General features: G+C 51.9%; 20 protein-coding genes. 11 read left to right on the top strand and 9 right to left on the bottom strand.

Annotated features, from left to right (window positions below; all coding sequences use genetic code 11):
• Positions 1 to 96: 96 nt before the first annotated feature.
• The gene (gene mnmC / locus WH277_RS21700) at positions 97 to 2,103 is read right to left on the bottom strand and encodes a bifunctional tRNA (5-methylaminomethyl-2-thiouridine)(34)-methyltransferase MnmD/FAD-dependent 5-carboxymethylaminomethyl-2-thiouridine(34) oxidoreductase MnmC (protein ID WP_339506874.1); all 2,007 of its coding nucleotides are present in this window, start codon (positions 2,101 to 2,103) and stop codon (positions 97 to 99) included.
• A gap of 155 nt (positions 2,104 to 2,258) precedes the next feature.
• On the opposite strand from mnmC, the gene fabB reads away from it, so the two are divergent.
• Complete coding sequence (fabB, locus tag WH277_RS21695) at positions 2,259 to 3,482, top strand: beta-ketoacyl-ACP synthase I (protein WP_133841330.1); 1,224 nt, start codon at positions 2,259 to 2,261, stop codon at positions 3,480 to 3,482.
• A gap of 65 nt (positions 3,483 to 3,547) precedes the next feature.
• Here the strand turns inward: fabB and WH277_RS21690 are convergent, their stop codons facing one another.
• Both WH277_RS21690 and WH277_RS21685 read right to left on the bottom strand, forming a co-directional pair.
• Positions 3,548 to 3,925 (bottom strand): MmcQ/YjbR family DNA-binding protein, encoded by a 378-nt coding sequence (locus WH277_RS21690; protein ID WP_133841331.1) that lies wholly within the window; start codon positions 3,923 to 3,925, stop codon positions 3,548 to 3,550.
• 53 nt (positions 3,926 to 3,978) lie between these two features.
• Positions 3,979 to 4,248: a YceK/YidQ family lipoprotein gene (locus WH277_RS21685; protein WP_133841332.1), complete on the bottom strand. Its 270-nt coding sequence runs from the start codon at positions 4,246 to 4,248 to the stop codon at positions 3,979 to 3,981.
• A 302-nt stretch (positions 4,249 to 4,550) separates the two neighbouring features.
• Here WH277_RS21685 and ada point away from each other — a divergent pair, with 302 nt between their 5' ends.
• The 10 genes from ada (at position 4,551) to WH277_RS21635 (ending at position 15,683) form a co-directional block, all read left to right on the top strand.
• Entirely contained in the window at positions 4,551 to 5,618 is a 1,068-nt protein-coding gene (ada, locus tag WH277_RS21680; RefSeq protein WP_133841333.1) for a bifunctional DNA-binding transcriptional regulator/O6-methylguanine-DNA methyltransferase Ada, read from the top strand.
• Positions 5,611 to 6,333, top strand: a complete 723-nt coding sequence (locus WH277_RS21675) for a 2OG-Fe(II) oxygenase (RefSeq protein WP_133841334.1) — start codon at positions 5,611 to 5,613, stop codon at positions 6,331 to 6,333. The genes ada and WH277_RS21675 overlap by 8 nt, the downstream gene beginning before the upstream one ends.
• A gap of 249 nt (positions 6,334 to 6,582) precedes the next feature.
• Positions 6,583 to 7,884 carry a 3-dehydroquinate synthase II gene (locus WH277_RS21670; RefSeq protein WP_167863574.1) on the top strand — a complete coding sequence of 434 codons (1,302 nt, stop codon included), beginning with the start codon at positions 6,583 to 6,585 and terminating at the stop codon, positions 7,882 to 7,884.
• Between the two features lie 11 nt (positions 7,885 to 7,895).
• Entirely contained in the window at positions 7,896 to 8,723 is an 828-nt protein-coding gene (locus tag WH277_RS21665) for a class I fructose-bisphosphate aldolase (RefSeq protein ID WP_133841336.1), read from the top strand.
• The gene (locus tag WH277_RS21660; protein WP_133841337.1) at positions 8,720 to 10,426 is read left to right on the top strand and encodes a class I adenylate-forming enzyme family protein; all 1,707 of its coding nucleotides are present in this window, start codon (positions 8,720 to 8,722) and stop codon (positions 10,424 to 10,426) included. Before WH277_RS21665 ends, WH277_RS21660 begins: the two co-directional genes overlap by 4 nt.
• Before the next feature lie 59 nt (positions 10,427 to 10,485).
• Complete coding sequence (locus tag WH277_RS21655; protein ID WP_133841338.1) at positions 10,486 to 11,202, top strand: methyltransferase; 717 nt, start codon at positions 10,486 to 10,488, stop codon at positions 11,200 to 11,202.
• Positions 11,199 to 12,887 (top strand): FAD-dependent monooxygenase, encoded by a 1,689-nt coding sequence (locus WH277_RS21650; protein ID WP_339506869.1) that lies wholly within the window; start codon positions 11,199 to 11,201, stop codon positions 12,885 to 12,887. The genes WH277_RS21655 and WH277_RS21650 overlap by 4 nt, the downstream gene beginning before the upstream one ends.
• Positions 12,888 to 12,935: 48 nt before the next feature.
• On the top strand, positions 12,936 to 13,640 hold the full coding sequence (locus WH277_RS21645) for a cupin domain-containing protein (protein ID WP_339506867.1): 705 nt from the start codon (positions 12,936 to 12,938) through the stop codon (positions 13,638 to 13,640).
• Positions 13,641 to 13,667: 27 nt separating this feature from the next.
• Positions 13,668 to 14,432 (top strand): SDR family oxidoreductase, encoded by a 765-nt coding sequence (locus tag WH277_RS21640; RefSeq protein ID WP_133841341.1) that lies wholly within the window; start codon positions 13,668 to 13,670, stop codon positions 14,430 to 14,432.
• 81 nt (positions 14,433 to 14,513) lie between these two features.
• Entirely contained in the window at positions 14,514 to 15,683 is a 1,170-nt protein-coding gene (locus tag WH277_RS21635; protein ID WP_339506865.1) for an MFS transporter, read from the top strand.
• Between the two features lie 88 nt (positions 15,684 to 15,771).
• Here WH277_RS21635 and WH277_RS21630 read toward each other — a convergent pair whose 3' ends face one another.
• From WH277_RS21630 to WH277_RS21605, 6 genes are all read right to left on the bottom strand, one after another.
• Positions 15,772 to 16,299, bottom strand: a complete 528-nt coding sequence (locus WH277_RS21630; RefSeq protein WP_133841343.1) for a CbrC family protein — start codon at positions 16,297 to 16,299, stop codon at positions 15,772 to 15,774.
• 276 nt (positions 16,300 to 16,575) lie between these two features.
• Positions 16,576 to 17,178 (bottom strand): KpsF/GutQ family sugar-phosphate isomerase, encoded by a 603-nt coding sequence (locus tag WH277_RS21625; RefSeq protein WP_133841344.1) that lies wholly within the window; start codon positions 17,176 to 17,178, stop codon positions 16,576 to 16,578.
• Positions 17,178 to 18,812: an FGGY-family carbohydrate kinase gene (locus tag WH277_RS21620; protein ID WP_339506862.1), complete on the bottom strand. Its 1,635-nt coding sequence runs from the start codon at positions 18,810 to 18,812 to the stop codon at positions 17,178 to 17,180. The genes WH277_RS21625 and WH277_RS21620 overlap by 1 nt, the downstream gene beginning before the upstream one ends.
• Positions 18,813 to 18,828: 16 nt before the next feature.
• Positions 18,829 to 19,782 (bottom strand): ABC transporter permease, encoded by a 954-nt coding sequence (locus WH277_RS21615; RefSeq protein ID WP_133841346.1) that lies wholly within the window; start codon positions 19,780 to 19,782, stop codon positions 18,829 to 18,831.
• A gap of 1 nt (position 19,783) precedes the next feature.
• A complete protein-coding gene (locus WH277_RS21610; RefSeq protein ID WP_133841347.1) occupies positions 19,784 to 20,770 on the bottom strand; it encodes an ABC transporter permease in 987 nt (328 codons plus the stop codon).
• Complete coding sequence (locus WH277_RS21605; RefSeq protein ID WP_339506859.1) at positions 20,763 to 22,262, bottom strand: sugar ABC transporter ATP-binding protein; 1,500 nt, start codon at positions 22,260 to 22,262, stop codon at positions 20,763 to 20,765. The genes WH277_RS21610 and WH277_RS21605 overlap by 8 nt, the downstream gene beginning before the upstream one ends.
• Positions 22,263 to 22,265: the final 3 nt, after the last annotated feature.

The raw sequence follows: 22,265 nt of genomic DNA, 5'->3' as shown, positions 1-22,265 counted from the left end.
CTGAAGAATTCAGGGGCACAATGGGAATGTTATGCTATTTATCCGGCGCGGGTCATGATATTTCCTGCCATAAGCACATTAAAGCAAGGATTATTCTTACTTCGGTATTTTTCCTTTCAGCAGTTTGCGCACCCAGTAGCGGTTGGGGCTGGTGGCGGCCAGGGTGGAGCGGTCAAGCGGGATCGGTTCGCCACACAATTGCGCCGCCAGTACTTCTGCTGCCAGCGGTCCGCTGCACAGTCCACGCGATCCCAGCGCACCCAGCACGAACAGGCCCTGATAAACCGGTGCGGGCTCAGCCTGTTGCTGTTGCTGCTGCTGTGCCAGCGTTTCGTACTGGTGCAGCGTAGCGGCATAGTCCGGCAGTGCGCCCATCATCGGCAGATGATCGCGCGTGGCGGCGCGAACGCCACAGCGTGCTTTGCCGTCACTGACATCAATCTCCTGCGGCCATCCTGCATCCGGCAGACAGCGGAGCAGGCGATCGCGATTCTCCTGCTGATCGTCGGCGCGGTACTCTGTCGCAGTATCGCCGCGATGATAGCTGGCTCCGATGCAGTGCTGCTGAAACTGTGGGCTGACCGGCGTCAGATAGCCGTCGTAGCACAGCACCTGTTTCAGCGCGGACAGTGCCTCCGTGGTGGGTACGTGGCTGACCTGACCACTCACCGCATAGAGGGGCAGCTTCTCACTCTGGATGAAATCTGTCAGACGGTGGCCGGTTGCCAGCACCACGTTACGATGCGTGCAGTCAGGCTGCGTGCGGAAGCTTAGCTGCCAGCCTGCCGGGTGTGGCGTCAACTGCGTGATCTCTTGCTGCCAGTGTAACGTCGCGCCCTGCTGTGCTGCCTGCTGCCACAGTCCCGCGGTCAGTTCTGCCGGAGAGAGCCAGCCACCCAGCGGGTAGGTGATGCCGCCGCAGCCGGTGGTGACGCCGCACAGTGCTTCCGCTTCTTCGGTGTTCACGGCGGCAGCCAGCGCGGGCGGCAGCGCCATTTGCAGCATTTTGCTGATTTTCTCCGCGCTTTTTTCGTCCCACGCCAGCTGAGTGACGCCGCACCAGTCATGCTCGAAAGGTAGGGTCAGCTGATTGTAGACGCGGCGGGCAAAGGTAAAGGCGGCAGGGAAAAACTGTGCCAGTGCCGGATCGTGGTGGTTGAGCAGCGGGTAAACTGCGCCCTGGCGATTGCCGGAAGCGCCCTCGGCCGGGCGGGCATCGGCACAATAAAGCGTGACCTTTTTACCGCGCCGCAGTAATGCCAGGGCCAGCAGTGCGCTGACAATGCCTCCCCCTGCCAGGGCAAAATCATCGCCCTCAGCGGCCGGGCGCGCATACCACGGAGCCTGCGCAGGCCGGACCACAGCAGCGGGCAGATGGCCAATCAGCATCTCGCGCTTTTCACCAAACCCCTTGCGCTTTGTCACCTCAAATCCGGCCTGCTGCAGACCACGACGCACAAATCCGGCCGCCGTAAAGGTGGCCAGCGTGCCGCCCGGCCTCGCCAGGCGTGCCATACAGTCAAACAGTTCCGGCGTCCACATATCCGGGTTCTTGGCCGGGGCGAAACCATCCAGAAACCAGGCGTCGACCTGCTGATTCAGGGTGTCATCAAAAGTATGGATAAGTTGATTAATATCGCCAAACCACAGATCGAGCGTAACACGCCCGCCATCCAGCAGCAGACGATGGCAGCCGGGTAACGCGAGCGGCCACTGTTCACGCAGCTGGCGCGCATAATTGGCCAACTGTGGCCAGCTTTGCAGGGCGGCGTCGAGATCGCTGGCCGTTAAAGGAAATTTTTCACAGCTGATAAAGTGTAATCGCTGGAGTCTGGCTTCTGGCTCACGCGTGGTGAAGGCATCAAAAGCCTGCCATAGCGTCAGAAAATTCAGGCCCGTTCCGAATCCAGTCTCGGCCACAATAAAGAGATCGCGCGGGTGCGTGGTGAAACGTTCGGGGAGGTGATTACCCTCCAGAAAAACGTAGCCGGTTTCTTTCAGACCATTCTGGTTAGAGAAATAGACATCATCAAATACTCGGGATACAGGTGTACCCTGATCGTTCCAGCGTAGTTGTGCGTGCTCTATTGGTGCGGTTTTCACGGCAAAGGCTCATTGCTCAGGCAGTGGCGCGATTTTAACGATGTGCTTGACCCTACGCAAATTTACACAAGGAATTCGCTGATCGGACTTGTTCGGCGTACAACTGTAAGCTAGAGTGCCAGTCGAATCCTAATTAGAAGTGAAAGAGGTATTGAATGAAACGTGCTGTGATTACTGGCCTAGGGATCGTTTCCAGTATTGGTAATAACCAAGAGGAAGTTCTGGCATCATTACGTGAAGGCCGTTCTGGCATCACCTTCTCGCAAGAACTCAAAGATTCCGGCATGCGTAGTCACGTCTGGGGTAACGTTAAGTTAACGAAGGACGACATTTCAGCCCGTATCGATCGCAAAATGCTGCGTTTTATGAGCGATGCGTCAATCTATGCTTTCCTCTCCATGCAGGATGCGGTGAAAGATTCCGGCCTGACCGATGAGCAGTACCAGAACAACCCACGTGTGGGCCTGGTTGCCGGTTCCGGCGGTGGTTCACCGTTCTATCAGGCTGCCAGCGTTGACGGTATGCGTGCCAAAGGTCTGCGTGGCGTTGGCCCGTATATGGTGACCAAGGCAATGGCTTCTGGCGTGTCTGCCTGCCTGGCGACCCCGTTCAAAATTCATGGCGTGAACTACTCAATCAGCTCTGCCTGCGCCACGTCTGCGCACTGCATCGGTAACGCTGTAGAGCAGATCCAGCTGGGCAAACAGGATATCGTATTTGCTGGCGGCGGCGAAGAGCTGTGCTGGGAAATGTCCTGTGAGTTTGACGCGATGGGCGCATTGTCCACCAAATACAATGACACCCCGGAAAAAGCGTCCCGTACTTACGATCAGCAGCGTGACGGCTTCGTTATCGCAGGCGGCGGCGGTATGGTTGTGGTTGAAGAGCTGGAGCACGCACTGGCGCGTGGCGCACATATCTACGCTGAAATCGTTGGCTACGGTGCGACCTCTGACGGTGCTGACATGGTGGCGCCATCCGGTGAAGGCGCAATGCGCTGCATGCGTATGGCAATGGAAGGTGTGGATACCCCAATTGACTACCTGAACACCCACGGAACCTCAACGCCAGTGGGCGATGTGAAAGAACTGGGCGCTATCCGTGCCGTATTCCCGGATAAAACCCCGGCGATGTCGGCGACCAAAGCGATGACAGGTCACTCACTGGGCGCCGCTGGCGTGCAGGAAGCGATTTACTCGCTGCTGATGCTGGAGCACGGTTTTGTTGCACCAAGCATCAACATTGATGAACTGGACCCGGCAGCAGAAGGCCTGGACATCGTGACTCAGCCTACCGAGCGTAAGCTGACCACCGTGATGTCTAACAGCTTCGGCTTCGGTGGCACCAACGCCACCCTGGTGATGCGCAAGCTGGCATAGTTTGCTGCTACGCAGTGCTGAAAAAGGGGCGAGTCATCGCCCCTTTTTTTGATCTTAAATGGGGGCTATTCGCGACTGTCCCTCAGTGCGCTTGGCCTTAAGCGTTTCGGCAAACCTGCCACCACCCGATCGTAAGACTCCTCCACCAGTTGTTTCACTAATCCCTCAGTAATCTGCTCCCCCGGATAAATCGAAATCCAGTGGCGTTTATTCATATGCCAGCCCGCATGAATACTGTCGTAGATCACCCGATGCAGTTCGCCATCTTCCGGGCGACACTTCAGGTTCACGATGCGTTCGCCGCGCACCTGCGACATCAGCGCAAACATCTTACCGCGCACTTTAAATACCTCAATCTCCGGGCCGAAAGGGTAGTCAAGCTCTGCTTCGGGCAGCGCCAGAGCTATCTGCATGGTGAGTGTCTGAATCTGCTGTCCGTCCATTGCCCTATTCCTGTGCTGTTTTCGTTTTCCGCAGGCTAGCATAAACAGGACGTTTATTTCACGTTCTCTGCCGGCTTCGGTGGCTGTGTGATGTTGTCCGGCGTGTGGTAGTAATGCCAGGTATCAAACGGCAACATCAGCGTATCGGCCACGACGGAGAACGGCAGATCGAGCCAGCACCCGAGACAGTCAGGCAGTGTGTGGACGTCGAGTTGCGTCCCCGCATAAAAGGAGTTTTTTGGATTGTTGCCAACGGTGTGGCTGGTGATGGTTGCGCAGCCGCAGAGCAGCATAGCGAGAGTAAGGCCGATTTTCTTGAGCATGATGACATCCCTGTGATGATAGCCGTCAATAGGGTAGGGGAAAGCATGGGGGAAGAGGAGGATGATAAGTGCGGAGGAAGGGGAGGTATCATGTCGCGGTCAACTAATCGTGACCACGGTGTTGTCCGGCCATGATATGACTTGCGTACGGGGAACAAATTTAATGTGCCATTACGGCCTCCCGTTTTGCAGGTTAATACAAAAGCAAAAAACGGAGTGTTTTCTCTCTATTTTTACTTTTAAATTAACCAATATGTTCGGGCTGGATGCCCTGGTGTATTCAACTTTCACAGGTAAAGTGTATGAGTGAGTCAAAGAAATGGATGACAGATGAAGAGCGCTGGCAGGGCATTGTTGAAAGAAATAAAGAGGCAGATGGTCACTATGTCTATGGCGTGCGTACGACAGGTGTGTACTGTTCGCCGTCCAGTGCGACGCGGCAGCCAAAACAACATAACGTGGTGTTTTTTAATTCCGCCAGTGAAGCGGAACAGCAAGGCTATCGTGCCAGTAAGCGTTTCTATCAGGGGCAACCAGAATTAGAAAAAATCTACACGGATAAAATCGAAGAAGCCTGCCGTTACATAGAGAAAAGTGAAGGAATAATGAAACTGTCTGACGTGGCAGATTATGTAGGGATGAGTTCTTTCCATTTTCACCGACTGTTTAAATCGATCACCGGTTTAACACCAAAAGATTACTCCATCGCAAGATTGCATGAAAAGTTGCGTGACAATCTTGGGCAGAGTGATTCCGTAACAGAGGCCATTTACAGTGCAGGCTTTAGCTCCAATAGCCGTTTTTATGAAAATGCCTCTGCAATGCTAGGGATGACGCCTAAGGCATGGAGAGAAGGGGGAAAAGGGGCAAAGATATATTTCGCAATAGGCATATGTTCTTTAGGTAATATCCTGGTGGCTCAAAGTGAGAAGGGCATTTGTGCCATCCTTCTGGGGGATGATGCTGATAAATTGCTACAGGATCTGGAAGATAAATTCCCCCAGGCGAATCTGGTGGGGGGCAATTCGGAATTCGAACAGGTGGTAGCGCAAGTGGTTGGGTTTATTGAAGCCCCGCAAATGACATTAGCGTTGCCTTTAGATATCCGCGGTACCTCATTTCAACAACGCGTCTGGAAAGCACTCTGCGAGATCCCTGTTGGGGTTACGGTCAGTTATACCGATATTGCGAAGCGTATAGGTTCCCCAAAAGCAGTGCGCGCTGTCGCGGGGGCCTGTGCAGCCAATATTCTGGCCGTGGCGATCCCCTGCCATCGTGTGGTGAAAAATGATGGTTCTCTGTCTGGCTATCGCTGGGGAGTCGAACGCAAACGAACGCTGTTAGACCGGGAAGAAAAATTCAATGAATGAATATCATCCACGGTGTACCCATCGTGCCTTAGTGCTCGATTGGGAACGTATTACTGTTGAACTGAATGCAGGAGGAAGCGCCTGTATCAGTGGGCTTCTCCTTGATGAAGAATGCGATACCCTCAAAGCAATGTATCCACAGGGTGAATGGTTTCGCTCCCATATCCATATGGGGCGTCATGGGTTTGGTCAGGGGGAGTATAAATACTTTAAATATCCGTTACCCGATAGGGTCGCCGAGCTGCGCACGGGGTTATATCCAGAGTTGGCAAAAATAGCCAATGACTGGAATATAAAAATGAATATTCAGTGGGAATATCCATCAACGCATCAACGCTATCTTGACCTTTGTCATAGCGCGGGCCAGATAAGGCCAACGCCTCTCCTCTTGCAGTACACCAAAGGGGATTATAATTGCCTGCATCAAGATCTGTACGGGGAGCGGGTTTTCCCCTTACAGGTTGCCATTCTGCTTTCCGAACCTGAACAGGATTTCCTGGGCGGTGAGTTTGTTTTAACCGAACAGAGGCCCCGTAGGCAAACCCGGGCAGAAGTGCTCAGTTTGAAAAAGGGGGATGCGGTAATTTTTGCTGTGTCTCACCGCCCGGTGCAAGGAAATAAAGGGCATTATCGAGTCAATATGCGGCACGGTGTCAGTAAAATTCATCATGGTAACCGGCATACGCTAGGCATCATTTTTCATGATGCTTTATAAAATATTAAATGCTGAATGGCAGATGTTGAAGTGTAAAAATCATAAAAAGTAAGATTGCTTTATAGAATCCTTATTTAATTTAAAGACAGATAATGATTTTTATTCGTTAAGAATTCAAAAGCAAGATTCGGATGGTTTAAAAGCATCGCACGGAAGAATACTGTATTGGTTTTAAGAACAATACTGCATTCTACTGTGGCTTTTTTATTGGAATTTTATTACTACCTCTTACTTATAAAAGGATTTTACATGAAACCTTCTGACGTTAAAGTGAATAAAAATGAAGCTAAGGTTGACAATTTCGTTACCGAAGAGACAGTATTAAAACGCTCATCGGTAAAATTAGGAAACATTAAAACTCAGGGGCGATTGAAAAGAGAGTGTGATGATACCCCTCATATTTGGTTTGATACGATTCAGTTGAAAAATAAAAAGCCGGATGACGGTATGTTCATTAGAGTGATAAATTCTATTTATAGTGGAGTTGTTGTTTATCTTGAAAATATCAACGATCTCATTAAAGCGATCCCAGAGAGGATGCAAATAGTATTGAAAATCCGCAACGAAACAGAACTAAAAAAGTTTCATGAGAGTGTTTTTTTTGATGAGTTTAAAGCGCAGAAAGGAAGTTCTCGTTTCAGTGTCGCCTATCATGATGTTCATGCACTAAAAAATATTAAAAAAAATGATATTCCATCCTGCTATATTTGTTATGTCGATGACCAGAAAAGTCTACTGGGATCAATTAGTGATGGTATTGATTTTGACTATCTCTGGATACTTTTTCGCGATCCCACCAACATTCCGCTAGAACTCGTCATTGCATCATTACAATCAACGCACACAATTTTAATGAAAGAAGTGAAGGAACCTTCAAATGTGGATGATGCAATCGTTTCTTATGGCGTAATGGAATATGGTGCTGAAGGCGTTATATTTTCTCCGGTAGAGCATGATGTCATGAGTGACTTTCTTAATAGAATGTCAGATCGTGGAAACAAAGACATCACTATTCAGGTCGGGACGGTGATGGATAGTCGACCCGTAGGAATGGGATACCGTGCCTGCATTGATACCGCAACGTTGTTCCAGCCTGATGAAGGCATTCTGGTCGGCAATACCTCACAGGGCGGTTTGCTCTGCTGTGCTGAAGTGTTTTTCCTACCCTATATGGAATTACGCCCGTTCAGGGTGAATGCAGGGGCGATGCATTCGTATGTATTCAATCAGGACAACCTCACGGATTATATGAGCGAACTTAAAACCGGTTCTCCCGTTATGGTTGTGAATGCTAAAGGGCGTACCCGCCGTGCTGCTGTTGGCCGTATGAAAATAGAGCTGCGCCCTCTGAGGCTGATTGAGGTTGAGTTTTCTCATCAAGAACGTGTCAGCGTCATTATGCAGGATGACTGGCATGTCCGTATATTTTCTGACGCGGCTAAGCCTCTTAATATTTCTGAACTCAAGGCAGGCGATAAGGTTTTAGGGTACGTCACCGAACCTGGCCGCCATGTAGGCATTAAAATAAATGAAAGTATTATAGAAAAATAGCGAGGTGAGCGATGAGTTTCATTGGAAGAAAAACAAGGCTACACTCACTATTATTTTCTGATTTCCCACTGGGACTTATTGTCCCTCTTGATCACGGTCTCACACTAGGTCCAATTGACGGAATAGAGACAACCGAAAGGCTGTCCCGATGGATTGGCAGCAAAAACATCAGTGCGGTTATTGGACATAAAGGTCTTATCGAAAGGTTAATCGATCGTGATATGTTGCACCCTGCAACAGGAATTGTGGTTCAGCTTAATGGAATGCCCGGTATAGCCCCCGACCCTGATAAGAAAATTATTGTCTCGAATATAGTAGCCGCATTGCGGCTTGGTGCTGATGCTGTATCCGTTCAGGTTAACTTTTCAAAGGATAATTATGGGCATAACCTTTCTCTGCTTGGCCGCGTTGTGGATGAAGCACACGCGTACGGGATGCCTGTGTTAACGATGGCATACGATAAAGAGGAATTATCCAATGATGATGAAAGAATAGTCAGAATCAATCACATCATCAGAATTGTCTCTGAATTAGGGTCGGATGCAATCAAGTTAGCACCACCAAAAGCGATATCTGACATACCCATTATATTGGCTAAGCATTGCCAGGATATTCAGGTTTATTTCGCCGGAGGAGAGTTATGCACGGAAGACAGATTGTGTGAGATGACCTCGACGCTGGTAGCTCATGGTGCATATGGTTTGTGTATCGGTCGTAATGTGTTTCAGCATCCTCAACCCGAAGAGTTGTTAGTTAGCATTGTGAATTTAATGAAAAGTATAAAAATACCCTTAAGAGTCTCAAGACAAAAATACCCAGAGGGAAGGGCGCTGAAATGAGTCATCACATGCGATCGAGAGAACGTTTTGTCAGTGAAATACGACAGGATAGTGGGTTATTTTCGGAAAAAATATTACACCGGTTACGTGAGGATGAGTCTCTCGGTTGCGGGAATATGTTGGACCGTATTTTGTTACTCAACGTCTGTAAAGAGAGAGCATTCCTCTTTCTGGACCGCCCGCTCCTTTCCCCGGGAGGAGGATATACACAGGCTCTCAGCCTTAACACATTACAGCAGTATAGAATGTTTCTGGCGCAGTGGTATTTACAGCATGGAGTGAAAAAAGGGGATGTCATTTCTGTTTGTGTTGAGGATGGTATTACACCGTTTTTACATTATCTTGCATTGACCAGCCTTGGCGCGACTATCTCACTTATCAATCCAGGAATACCTGCAGATCTCGGGATTCTGTATATGAATGAGAACGGTTTCCTGAAACTGGTCATTGACGCTGAGACAAGTAAAAAGAGTTCATTTGTCCGGCAATGGCAACAGTCGAATGAAACGCTTGATATTTCGACGGCGGATTTTCACCGGGCGATTTCCCTCCCTGAGTCGTGGCCATTCGAACCTGAAGATTCCACTCTGGTGATGTTGAGCCATTCTTCCGGCACCACAGGTGTGCCAAAAGCGGTCCGTTTTGAACACCGCCAGTTCTTTATGGGAAAACGAGTGCGCATTGGCCGCTTTTCAGAGGGGCCAGATGAGCGACTGCTCACTGCCCTTCCTCAGTCACATTCAGCGGCAATCAGCCATTTAGAAACGGCAATTCTGCATGGTATCCCCACGTATGTCGTGGGTTCTCAGGATGGAGAAGCTTTACGGCAGGCAATACATGCTTTTTCTCCCACCACCGTTGCCGCCTTTCCTCACAGCTATATGACGTTGATCGAAGCGGGGATCGGTGATGCCGAATTTACCACTGTACGCCGATGGTTAAGTATGGGAGATGCCTCGCATCAAAGCCATATACGCCGGTTGTTGCAGGGGGCGCCGAAATCAAAATATATGGACTCTTTTGGCAGCTCGGAATTGGGAATGGCGTTATTTCGTAATGAGTCGCGGATTGATGCCCTGGCCCCTCATCGTTCAATTGGCCGTCCTGTTGATATTGCCGTGGCTAAAATTCTCGATTTTGCAACGGGAGAAGAGGTGCCTTCCGGAACACCCGGCCTGTTTGCTGTACGTTCACCCACCATTACCTCAGGGTACTGGCAGCAGCCGGAACAGACGAACAGGGCATGGCGAAATGGTTACTTTGTGACGGGTGATATCGCGCTGTGCAAAAAGGGTGTTTTCTATCATGTCGACCGGGAGGTGGATGTTGTGGTAACACCGTCAGGCAACCTTTATACCTTGTTTCTCGAAGAGGTCGCGCAGCAGGTCGATGGCGTCTGTGATGCCGTGGTGGTGGGCGTTGCAGGAAGAACCGCTAGCGATCCTGAAATACTGGTGTTAATTCTGGCAGACAGGGAAGCAACACGTGAGTCCGCTGCACTTTCGCTACAGGTAACGGAGCGTATCTATGAGTCAATGATGAACTCTGGCCCACTTTTAGCGAAACACGCGATTGCCTCGATCGTTGTGGACAGTCTGGCATTCCTGCCCGTGGGTGCCACAGGTAAAATATTAAAAAGAGAACTGCGTCAGTCTGCTTTATCGCTTATCAGGATAAACGCTGAAAGAAATTTAATGAATTAAGGTTTTTCCTTAAATACAGCATTCTCTTTAACAGTAATCAATTATCTAAGAGAGAAAAGATGAAGGAACATACTTTTAACTCGGCAGTGCTTAATTCCGTTATCCAACGACTGAATGATGCTGAAAGCGATGGTTGCCATAATTACGAATGTCTTGGCCATCATTTTATGATTAACGAGGGCGTTTTTCCTCCCACTCATTTTCAGTCTACAGGGATATTTACCCGTCTGATACCTTATCCTAAAGGTGGCCGTTTTCTTGAAATAGGATGTGGTGCAGGTGTCACTGCGGTTGTTGCTGCCCTTAGCGGTTGTGCACGAGTTGTTGCCACCGATATTAGCGAAGCAGCGGTGAACAATACGCGGATGAATGTAGAAAGGCATGGTGTTGATCATATTGTATCGACGCTTCAAAGCGATCTTTTCAATGCGCTCAAGCAAGGCGATCAGTTTGATACTATTTTCTGGAATTCAAACTTTGTTTTTGTTCCTGAAGACTATGTTTTCGATAATAAGATACTTCACGCATTTTGCGATGTTGGCTATGCCACACATCATCGTTTTTTTAAGGAAGTAAAAAATTATCTGGCTCCTGGTGGTGCGTTGCTGTTGGGGTTCAGCAGTCAGGGGGATATTTCTGCATTGACAGAATTGCTTGGTCAATATGGTTATCAATATGAAATCGTGGCCTCTGAATTCGGCGGGAATGGCAGTGAAAACCATTTTTATATTATGAAATTGATACCACTTTCTGTTGATCACCAGGAGGTTATATGAATTCACCTGCCATACATCACGCACCCGTCATCATCATCGGCGGTGGGCCTGTTGGGATGATGCTGGCGTTGTTCCTTGATTATCATGGTGTGCGTAGCCTTATTGTCAACCGAGATAAAGAGACACGCCTTCACCCTAAGGGGAACACACATAACTCCCGGACGATGGAGCACTACCGTCGTGTCGGAATTTCAGCTGCCATCAGAAAATTAGGTCTCCCATCAACGTATCCCAGAGATATTACCTATTTTACCCGATTAAACAGTTGGGAGCTGGTGCGCTTCAGCATGCCGTCAGAACAGCAAAGAGCGGTGATAGCACGGGATGATGATGTCACGCATCAAATACCTGAGCCTTTGCTCAGAGCGAATCAAATGTATGTTGAGCGTTATATGCACAATCATCTCAACGAAAGAGAAAACATAGAGGTGCGCTTCGGCTGGCACGCGGTTTCTTTAGAACAGGATGAGGCTGGCGTTAACGTCATTATTGAAGACTCTACTCATTCGTCCCGCAGGGAGTCGTGGCGTGCGGATTATCTTATTGGATGTGATGGCAGTCATAGCTTTGTCAGGAAAACGCTGGGGATAGGTTACCAGGGGACCGACACGGCGATCGCGGGTTTCTTAACGGGAAGAATGTTTTCTTCGCACCTCCGTATTCCGGCATTACACAACAGAATATTGCGAGGTAAAGAAGCCTGGATGTACAACGTTATGGCGCCAGGTTTAAGAATGTTGCTTGTCAGTTTGAATGGAAAAGATGAATTCGTGTTGTTATCCAAACCGGGTTCAGAAACGGAAGAGCCGGACGATCAGAAGATGATTCAGCACATACAGGCAGGGTGTGGAGAACCGGTCGATGTTGACATTATCGCACATTCAGTATGGCACGGTGGCCTTGCTCAAATTGCAGAGCGTTTTTCTGAAAAGCGGATTCATCTGGCGGGTGATGCGATTCACTTATTTTCCCCAACCGGCGGGTTTGGCATGAATACCGGCATTGATGATGCGTCAAATCTTGCCTGGAAACTGGCCGCAGTGATTCAGGGGGGGGCGCAGCCCGGGCTGCTGGCCTCTTATGAAATTGAACGGAGGCCCGTGGCCAGGCGCAATACTGCTGCGGCCCGTCAGCTCACGCAGCGCGCAAGTCGTCTGAAAATACCGGGCGATATTGAGATTGCAGAGAGTCCGGCGGCGCATCGATCGCGTCTTGAGTTTGGTCAGGCTTTGCAGGTATTTCGTAGCCAGTTCAGTTCGCCCGGGATTGAGCTGGGGGCTCGCTATGACCAGTCTCCTCTGATTTGTACTGATGGCGAACGTCCTCCATTCGATAACCTTCATGACTATCAGCCCGATAGCACGCCGGGAGGGCGTCTTCCGCATATCTGGGTGGAGGACGCTAAGGGACATCGGCGATCCCTGTTTGATCTGCTTGGTTCTGGATTTTCTCTGCTGCGTATTGGCGCAGATGCGCCCGACGTGAGCGATTTTCTCCGTGTGGCGAAAAAAAGAGGGATACCGTTAAAAATCATTGAGCTTCCTGCACCAGATGCATTGTCGTTATATCGCTACCCATTACTGCTTATTCGCCCTGATCAGTACATTTGCTGGCGAGGAAATGATAATCCTGAAAACACAGACTCATTATTTTCCCGTGTGACAGGAAGCAAGATGAGTGAATGAAGTTTCACCCGTTGAATTTCTGGGTATCAATGTAGTCAGGAGGATGTCATGAAAATGGAATTAATGAATACTGAACGCGATTTTTCCGAGTGGGCAATTGATGCAGAAGAAAATGCGGCTGTTTTTTCTCAAATAACACATGATCCGAACCCACTGGTCGTCAATGGTGAGCCTGAAGGTGCATCTATAAAATTTCTTCGCACCGGTAAGTCCACGGATGGACGGTATTTAATGGCTGAAGTTGAAGTTCCTCCGGGTTCCGGGCCGCCATTACATGTTCATACTCAAACGGATGAGTGGTTTTATACCCCGGAAGGCGGTGTTGTTATGCTGATGGGAACCAAGAAATATGATGATCTGGATAACCCACCCGATATTTCTGGGCGCGATACTATCCGCATGGTGCCTATGAAAAAAGGAAGCCTGGTGTTTGGTCCGCGGCATTCTATTCACGGCTACCTTAATGTCACGGATAAGACAATTATTGTTCAGCTTATCTGGACGCCGGATACTGAGAAGAAATCTATTCTTGGCTATTTCGAATCTATTACCAAACCCATTTTACCGGGTTTAAAGGGGGCAAAGAATAATCCGATAGTTCAACTCAAGGCCGTAAGCGAACCACGCGACTATGGGATGATGTTTAGTACTGGTTTTTGGAAATATGCCGAAAGGGTTGAAGATGGAGAAGCGCCATTCGGTAAAAATATGTCGGAACTTATCACATTGATTAATCCGGCCAAGGTACGTTAATACGTCATTTATTAAAGGATCATAGTTATGATGATGTTGAAAAATAAAACAGCATTAATTACAGGTGCAAGTTCAGGAATCGGGCGTGAAGCGGCGAAAATTTTCGCCAAAGAAGGTGCCGCTTTGGTACTGGTCGCCCGTCGTGCTGCCGAGCTGGGGTCGCTGGTTGATGAAATTATCTCTTCGGGCGGAAGGGCCGTAATGTTAGCCGCTGACGTAAAGGATGAAGCTTGTGCGAAAGAAGCGGTGAGATTAGCGGTTCACCATTTTGGTGGGCTGGATATTGCTTTCAACAACGCTGCCACGATGGGCGAAATGGGCGAGACCACCGGTATTTCTCTGGAAGGCTGGAATGAAACGATAGAGACCAATCTGACCAGTGCGTTTCTTGCGGCTAAATATCAGATTCCCGCGATGCTGCAACGTGGCAATGCGTCACTGATCTTTACGTCTTCATTCGTAGGGCATGCCATTGGTTTTCCTGGAATGGCCGCCTACGCTGCAAGCAAAGCGGGTTTGATTGGCCTGACGCGTGCGCTGGCAGCCGAGTACAGCCCGGCAGGGATCAGGGTTAATGCGTTATTACCAGGAGGAACGGATACAGAAATGGGGCGTTCATCCACCGATACGCCGGAGAAAGAGGCTTTTATCAATGGGCTTCATGCGATGAAACGCAGGGCAACGCCGGTAGAAATTGCCAATTCTGCACTGTATCTGGCTTCCGAGCTGTCGGCATTTACTACCGGCACCGCTTTATTTGTTGACGGTGGTGTGAGCATTAATCGTACGTAATCTGGTTTTTTTCTGCTCTGGCTTTGAATGAGATCGTCAGAGCAGAAAGTCATATTGGATGCTTTCTATAAGGACGTAATCATGCCTGTGGTTATTTATGTTTTGGCGATGTGTGTTTTTTCAATGACCACCTCCGAGTTTATGGTTGTCGGTATGATGCCATCGTTAGCGGTCTCGTTGGGCGTTTCCGTCTCTTCTGTCGGTTATCTCGTTTCCGCTTTTGCCGGAGGCGTTGTGGTCGGCGGGCCGATATTAGCTGTTCTTTTATTTAAAACGTCAAATAAACACGCATTACTTATCCTGGCTTCACTGTTTTGTCTCAGCCAGGCGATCGGTGCTGTGGCCATGAATTATAATGTGATGCTATTTTCCCGCATTCTTTCCGGCGTGGTACATTCTGCTTTCTTCGGGGTTGCTTTATCCGTCTGTGCATCTTTGGCTGGCCCGGAGCGTATAGGTCGGGCATCCGCGATTGTCATGGGGGGATTAATGGTTGCCTCCGTTATCGGATTACCCGCGGCCACCTGGCTTGATCAATATACGTCGTGGCGTATGAGTTTCTGGATTATTTCCGGATTGATGCTGTTGGGCATCATTGCATGCGCGACTCTGGTTCCTAAACAACCTGTAAAAAGCAGCGCCAGTTTGAAACAGGAAATAGCGGCATTAGGTAAGGGAGAACTGTGGGCTGCCTGTATCACCAGTGGTTTAGTGGTTGGTGCTGTTTTCGCCATGTTCACTTATCTTTTTCCCATTCTTACTCAGGTCACCGGTTTCTCTCCGACGACCATCCCGGTGCTTCTGGCGATGTACGGCGCTGCGACGGTGGTCGGTATCATGATAGTAGGGCGAATAGCGGACAGATATACCATGCGTATCCTGTTCTGCGGGCAAGTTATTCTTATTACACTGCTGGTGACTTTTGCCCTGAATACGGAGTCCATGGTGATCAGCACTCTGGCCCTGTTGTTGAAAGGTCTGGTGGGATTACCGATGAATCCGGCACTGGCGACACGGGTTATGCGACTGGCGAAAAACAGTTCTTTAGTCAATACGATATATATTGCTGTCAGTAATGTGGGGATTGTCGTGGGGTCATGGGTAGGGGGGCTGGCGATTGCTGAGGGATATGGACTTCGTTCACCTCTTTGGATCGGGGGGATACTGGCAGCCTTCGGGTTGTTAAGTATTCTCCCTTTCCTGACCCGACACAGTGCCAGAGCAATGCGAGAGAAAACATTAATGCAGTGAGTGATACCGCATCGGGTTGACCTTTCTCATCCCCTCTCGTCGGGAGGCAACGGTGATGCCATCACATTGCCTCCCGCAGAAACACCTGTCAGGAAAAATCCCAGTTAAACATCACCAATTCGCAATGGCGGCAGACAAACTTATAAACGCCCTGATCGCCACCCGGTTTGTAATCGGCCATAAACTGCGACCAGCTCTCCTCATCCATTTCGTAATCGCTCATCCACTTTTGACGGGTTTCTGCACTGGCGTCGGCAACATCTTTCGCACTGGCATCGCCGTGATAAACGCAGGCATCGTTACAGTGGGTCGCCCAGCTCTGGTCCTGCCATGAACTGTAACCCGGCGTGCGTTCGCAAACTTCCGCCGCGATGGCATCATCAAGTGCTTCATCATAAAGATCGTTGAAGCTGCATGCGTACTTAGCGGCTGCGCTGCCATCATGGATGCACCACGGGCACAGGGTGATATCGCTGTCACCGACCCTGTAAATGGTGCCGTTATAGTGGCGATCAGTGTCTTTACCACAGCAGTTGCAGGTGGCGGCTTGTTGAATAAAGACATCGCGAGCGAAGTCAGCGCTGAGGTAGGTAAACTGCGGTAACGGCCTGTTCATTAGGGAGCGTCCATAAAGGTTTTAACGGATAATATCGCATCGTTATCCGTCAGAAAACCTTATCATTAAACCTGTAGAGTAAATTCATAGGATTACATCACCGACAGTATGAACCTTGATGATCTTGTGGCAGAAGATTTGATGAATGATTTCTTTGAGACATTCTATATTGAAACGTATTGCTCCGATGTTCCTTGTTTATGAGCCTGCTGAAACTGGCTCCAGACCTGAAGCTGAAAGATTAGCGACTAAAAATGTGTGGAGATCCCTCAGGGGTCACTCCTCCCTCAACATCTTCCCCACATTCCCCCCCGGATGCACGGTCAGCAACGTCTCCTTGCTGTAGCCACTCTGCGACATCAGTACCGCAATCATCGCGTCAAATACCGCCAGCACGCTGATAATCGACGTGGTGGCCAGCATATTCAGCGGGTCGATCTCCTGCGATTTTGGCATCAGCAGCAGCCGATCGGCGGCCTGAGCGATGGCCGAGTGTGCGTTCTCCGTGACGCTAATCAGCGTGCAGCCTTTAGCACGCACCGTTGGCAGCAGCCGCGTGAGTTCATCGGAGTTACCGCCGCGTGACAGCATAATCAGCACATCGTCGTGGCGCAGAAAACCGATATCGCCGTGGGCGGCATCGGCAGCGCTGAGCCAGATGGCGGGATGCTCAACGCAGGCCAGCATATGGGCGATTTTACGCGCCGCAATGCCGGAGGTGCCGATGCCGGTGACGGCAATCTTGCCGCGACAGGCGGCGAGGGCATTCAGCACCGCCAGCCACTGCTGACGGTCAAGCTGCGTTTCCAGTGCGGCCAGCGCCTGGCGGTAGGTATTCCAGCCTGTGGTGGCCTGTTGCCAGCTCTGTTCCGGCGTCATTATTCCTCCTGCATCATCTGCTGGTATTTCATATGGTCGTGATACAGCTCGCGGAACACCCGATATTTACGGTCGTAATAGCGTTTGATCTCGTTGGTCTGTGGCGTCACGGTTTTACCAATACGGCTCATGGCGTTCATCGCTTCCGGCAGCGTGTCGTAAACGCCTGCGGCCACGGTGCCCATCATGGCACTGCCCAGCAGCATCGATTCGCTCTCCTCCGCCAGCAGCATGGTGCAGCCGGAAGCGTTGGCGTGCTCCTGCACAAAGATCGGGTTTTTGGTGCCGCCGCCGCTGGCCATAATCGTGTCGATGCTGTAGCCCGTCTGGTTCATGGTTTCAATAATATGCCGGGTGCCAAGCGCGATGGCCTGAATCGTTGCCAGATAGTGCAGCGCCATATCTTCCGGGGTGCGCGACAGTGTCAGTCCGGTCAGTATCCCGGTCAGATTAGGGTTGGCACGCGGCGAACGGTTGCCGTGGAAGTAGGGCAGCATATGGATATCCCGCGTCAGAAACGCGATTTTATCCGCTTCCCCCGCCATCTTACGCAGCCGATCGTTCAGCACCTCGTAAATGGTTTTTCCCTGACTTTTGCCCTGCTCATGCAGGGCGGCATAGCAGGGGTGCGACTGGATCACATGATCAATCAGGGCACCGGTGGCGGACTGGCCGCCTTCATTCAGCCAGAAGTCAGGCAGCACCGCCTTGTAATCGGGGCCCCAGACGCCCTTAATAAAACGCGGCTCGCGGGAGATGGCCATATGCCCGGTGGAGGTGCCGCCGATCAGCGCAATGCGGCGGTCAAAGTCGGCCAGCTCGCCGGATGGCCCGGCGGCACCCAGCGTGCCCAGGCTTCCGGCGTGGGCATCAATTATCGAGGCACTGACCGGGGTGCCGGGCAGCAGGCCCAGTTCACTGGCCGCACGCTGTGTCAGACCACGTCCCAGGGGTTCGCCCATGCTTTTGACCTCGCTGCCGATCTTCGCCGCGTCATGCTCCAGCAGATCTTCCAGACCCACTTGTTTAAAGTAGCTGGCATCCCAGCCGTCCTGATGGGCCAGCCAGGTCCATTTACACACCAGCGAACAGACCGAGCGGGTGACGTCACCCGTTGCGCGCCACGTCAGGAAGTCCGGCAGATCGAACAGGTGACCCACATTCTGCCAGCTGGCTGGCATATGCTGCTTCAGCCACAGCAGTTTTGGCGTCTGCATTTCCGGCGAGATCACCCCACCCACGTAGTCCAGCACCGGGTGCTTCAATGCATTGATGCGTTCCGCCTGCACAATGGCGCGGTGGTCCATCCACACAATAATATTCTGCTCGCTGCGCCCGGAAGGGCTGACCGTCAGCGGCTGCCCCTCTTTATCCAGCACCACCAGTGAACAGGTGGCATCAAAACCCAGCCCTTTTATCTGCACCGGGTTAATGTTGGTCTGATTAATCGCATCGCGTACCGCCCGGCACACCGCCTGCCAGATATTGTCGGAAGACTGCTCAACAAAATTGGCCTGTGGGCGAAACATCGCGATCTCACGGCTCGCCTGTCCCATCATGCGCCCGGTAATATCAAAAATGCCTGCGCGTGCGCTGCCGGTTCCCACATCCACACCAATGTAATAGCTCGCCATTTTTTATCCTTAGTCCTCAGGTTCTGCGATGTTGCAACGCAATAAACAGGATCAGTACACCACCCCAAAGGGCCATAGTGAGGTAGCTGCTCACTCCCAGCAGATTCAGTCCACTTTCCAGCATCTGCAGCACAATCAGCGCCATCACCAGGCCGGGAATACGCCCAAAACCGCCGTCAGGATTAATGCCGCCCAGCACCGAGGCGAGGATGGTCACCAGCAGCCAGGATTCGCCATAGCCAGCTTTGGCCGAGTTGAACATCGACATCATCAACAGCGCGGCCCCCCAGCTCATCAGCGCCGAAAGGACATACACCACAATGGTGACGCGGGTGGTGTTCACCCCGCTAAAGCGCGTGGCCTTCTCGTTGCTGCCCAGCAGCAATATGGTGCGGCCCAGCGTGGTGCGCTCCAGCAGCAGCCACATCAGCGCCGCCACGGCCAGGAACAGCAGCAGTGCCAGCGGTATCCCGGCGATATTGCCGTTACCCAGCATCTGGATCACCGGTGGGAAGCCGGAGATCACCGCACCGTTGGAGAGCAGAATATTCAGCCCGGCAATCAGCGTCATGGTGCCCAGCGTGGCCAGAATCGGCGAGACGCCAATGACCGCAATCAGTACGCCGTTGACCACGCCAATCACCACGGCCAGCCCCAGCCCGGCCAGCAGTGCGAGGAAAACCCACTGCGGTTGGTCAGGATGCGCGACAATCAGTGCGGCCATCAGCAGTGAGCAGGCGTTGGCGCTGGCGATAATCGACAGATTAATGCCACCCGTCAGCATAGTGATGCCCATACCCAGCGCCAGCAGGCCGAGCACTGGCAACTGGCTCGCTATCGACTGGAAGTTACCGAGGCTAAAAAAGCGCCCCCCCAGCGTCAGAGAAAACAGCACCAGCACGGCCACCAGCATCAGCACCTGCAGCCGGATAATGCGGTCACCTGGCAGTTTATTCAGTAATGTTTGCATCTCAGTTCCCCTTTGCCCGCTGGTGTTTTTCGTTCCATGCCGTGGCGCTCACGCTGACCAGAATAATGATGCCGCTAAACACCATATGCCAGTAGGACGAGACCGCCAGCAGCGTCAGGCCGTTTTGCAGGAAGGCCAGCAGCAGTACGCCCAGCAGCGTGCCGGTTAATGTTCCGCGTCCACCGCTCATGCTGGCACCGCCCAGGACCACGGCAGCAAGGACCGTCAGCTCAAAGCCCACCAGTGAGTTGGGTGCAACAGACTGCGTTGTCTGCGCCTGTACCACGGCGGCCACACCGGCCAGCACACCCATGTAGCCGTAGACCGCCAGATGCAAGCCTCTGAGGTTGATGCCAAGGCGTGAAGCGGACTCGCGGTTGCCGCCCATGGCGTAAATCTGGCGTCCAATGCGGGTGAAGTTCATCATTACCCCGGTCAGCACAAACACCGCCAGAAGACTGAGCAGCGGCAGCGTCAGACCATATTCGTAGCCGTCGGTCGCGGTGAAGGAAAACCAGTTAATGCCCTCCATAAACCAGTCCGGGAAGCCGTACAGCCAGGTGCCGTTGGTGGCCCAGACCAGCAGTCCATAAAACACATTCAGCGTGGCAATGGTGATAATGATCGCCGGAACCCGCAGCAGGTAAACCAATAAACCATTGAACATCCCCAGCACCAGACCGCAGCCGATGGCAATGGCAAAGACGCTAAACAGGTTCCCGCCATGCGTCAGCATGGTGCTGGCCATCACATACTGAGCAATGGCGGTCATCGCCGGGAATGAGATATCAATGCCGCCGGCAATCAGCACCACAAACAGGCCGCAGGCCAGAATGCCGAGGATGGCATAGCTGGTGGCCACATCGGTCAGGTTGCCGAGGGTAAGAAACTCACTGGTGCGCACGCTCAGGCCCAGCGCCAGCAGCACAATCAGCATGCCCAGCCAGAATTCGTGCAGGCTGATAAGGTGACGCAATTTGTTATTCATTGACCACTCCGGCTATCTCCTCTTCACGGCACAGATGGGGGGCGAAACTCGCCACCAGCTCGCCTTTACGCATCACCAGCACGCGGTGGCTGTTGTAATACGCTTCCGGGACCTCATCGCAGATCATCAGCACTGCCATACCGGACTCTGCCAGTTCGCGGGCGATGCGATAGATCCCCTCTTTGTTGGCGATATCGACGCCGACGGTGGGGGAGTCGAGGATCAACACTTTTGGCCGGGTCGCGACCCATTTACCAATCGCCACACGCTGAGCGTTACCGCCGGACAGCGTCTGAACGGCCAGCTGGCTGTCAGAGACTTTAATATTCAGTTCACGGATCAGTTTTGATGCCCGCTGGCGGGCTTCATGCCGATCCAGCAGTCCCAGGCGGTTGCGCAGCTGGGAGAAAATCGGCAACAGCAGGTTGTCGAAAATCGACTGCGTCATGATCAGCCCTTCCGTCTGCCGATCTTCCGAGACGTAAGCAATACCGTGGCGGATGGCATCGCGGTTACTGCGCAGTGCCACCGGCTGACCGTCGATAATCATCTCGCCGCTGTCGGGCCGCGTAATACCAAACAGCGACAGGCAAAGCTCGGTACGTCCGGCGCCCAGCAGGCCGACAATCGAGGTGATCTCACCGCCTCTGAGTTGCAGATTGATCTGCTGGTACTGATTGCGGCGCGAGAGGTTACGCACTTCCAGCAACGGCGTTTCGTTGAGGTCAGCACGTTCCGGCAGAGGGCTGAAGCTGAAGCGCTGCCCGGTCATCTGCCATGCCAGCTCATCGCTATCCAGTTTGCTGGCAGGCCAGGTGCCCACCAGCTTGCCGTCGCGGATCACGCTGATGCGATCGGACACTTCCATCACTTCATCCAGCTTGTGGCTGACGAACACCACGCAGATCCCGGCGGCTTTCAGTTCATTCACCACACGCAGCAGCCCGTTCACTTCATGGCGCGTGAGCGATGCGGTTGGCTCGTCCATGATCACCAGGCTGGCGTCTGCCGCCAGTGCCCGACAGATAGCGACCAGCTGGCGGTCAGCAATCGACAGTTTTTCAACCTTGCGCGCCGGGTCGAGCTGCACGCCGATACGTGCCATGGTTTCCTGCGCCAGCTGGCGCATGGCCCGGCGGTTTACCCAGAAGTGACCGCCTGGCAGATAGCGATGCGCGGCAATGTTTTCCATCACCGACAGATTGGGGAACAGCGACAGATCCTGATAGATCACCTGGATGCCATAGTAAGCCGAAAGGGCAGGCGTCAGATGGTTGAGCCGCTTTCCGTCAATGCTGATATGTGAACCTTTATCGGGCTGATACACCCCGGAGATCACTTTGATCAGCGTGCTTTTACCGCAGCCGTTTTGTCCGGCCAGGCAATGCACTTCACCCCGGTTCAGCGTCAGTGTCACATCATCCAGTGCGCGGACGCCGGGAAAGGATTTACTGATGTTTTCCAGTGAGATAAACGGTGATTGCGTGGACATAAT

It is taken from the genome of Erwinia sp. MYb416 (assembly GCF_037479575.1).
Lineage (GTDB): Bacteria > Pseudomonadota > Gammaproteobacteria > Enterobacterales > Enterobacteriaceae > Erwinia > Erwinia rhapontici.
This window is presented reverse-complemented; position numbering and strand designations above follow the sequence as displayed.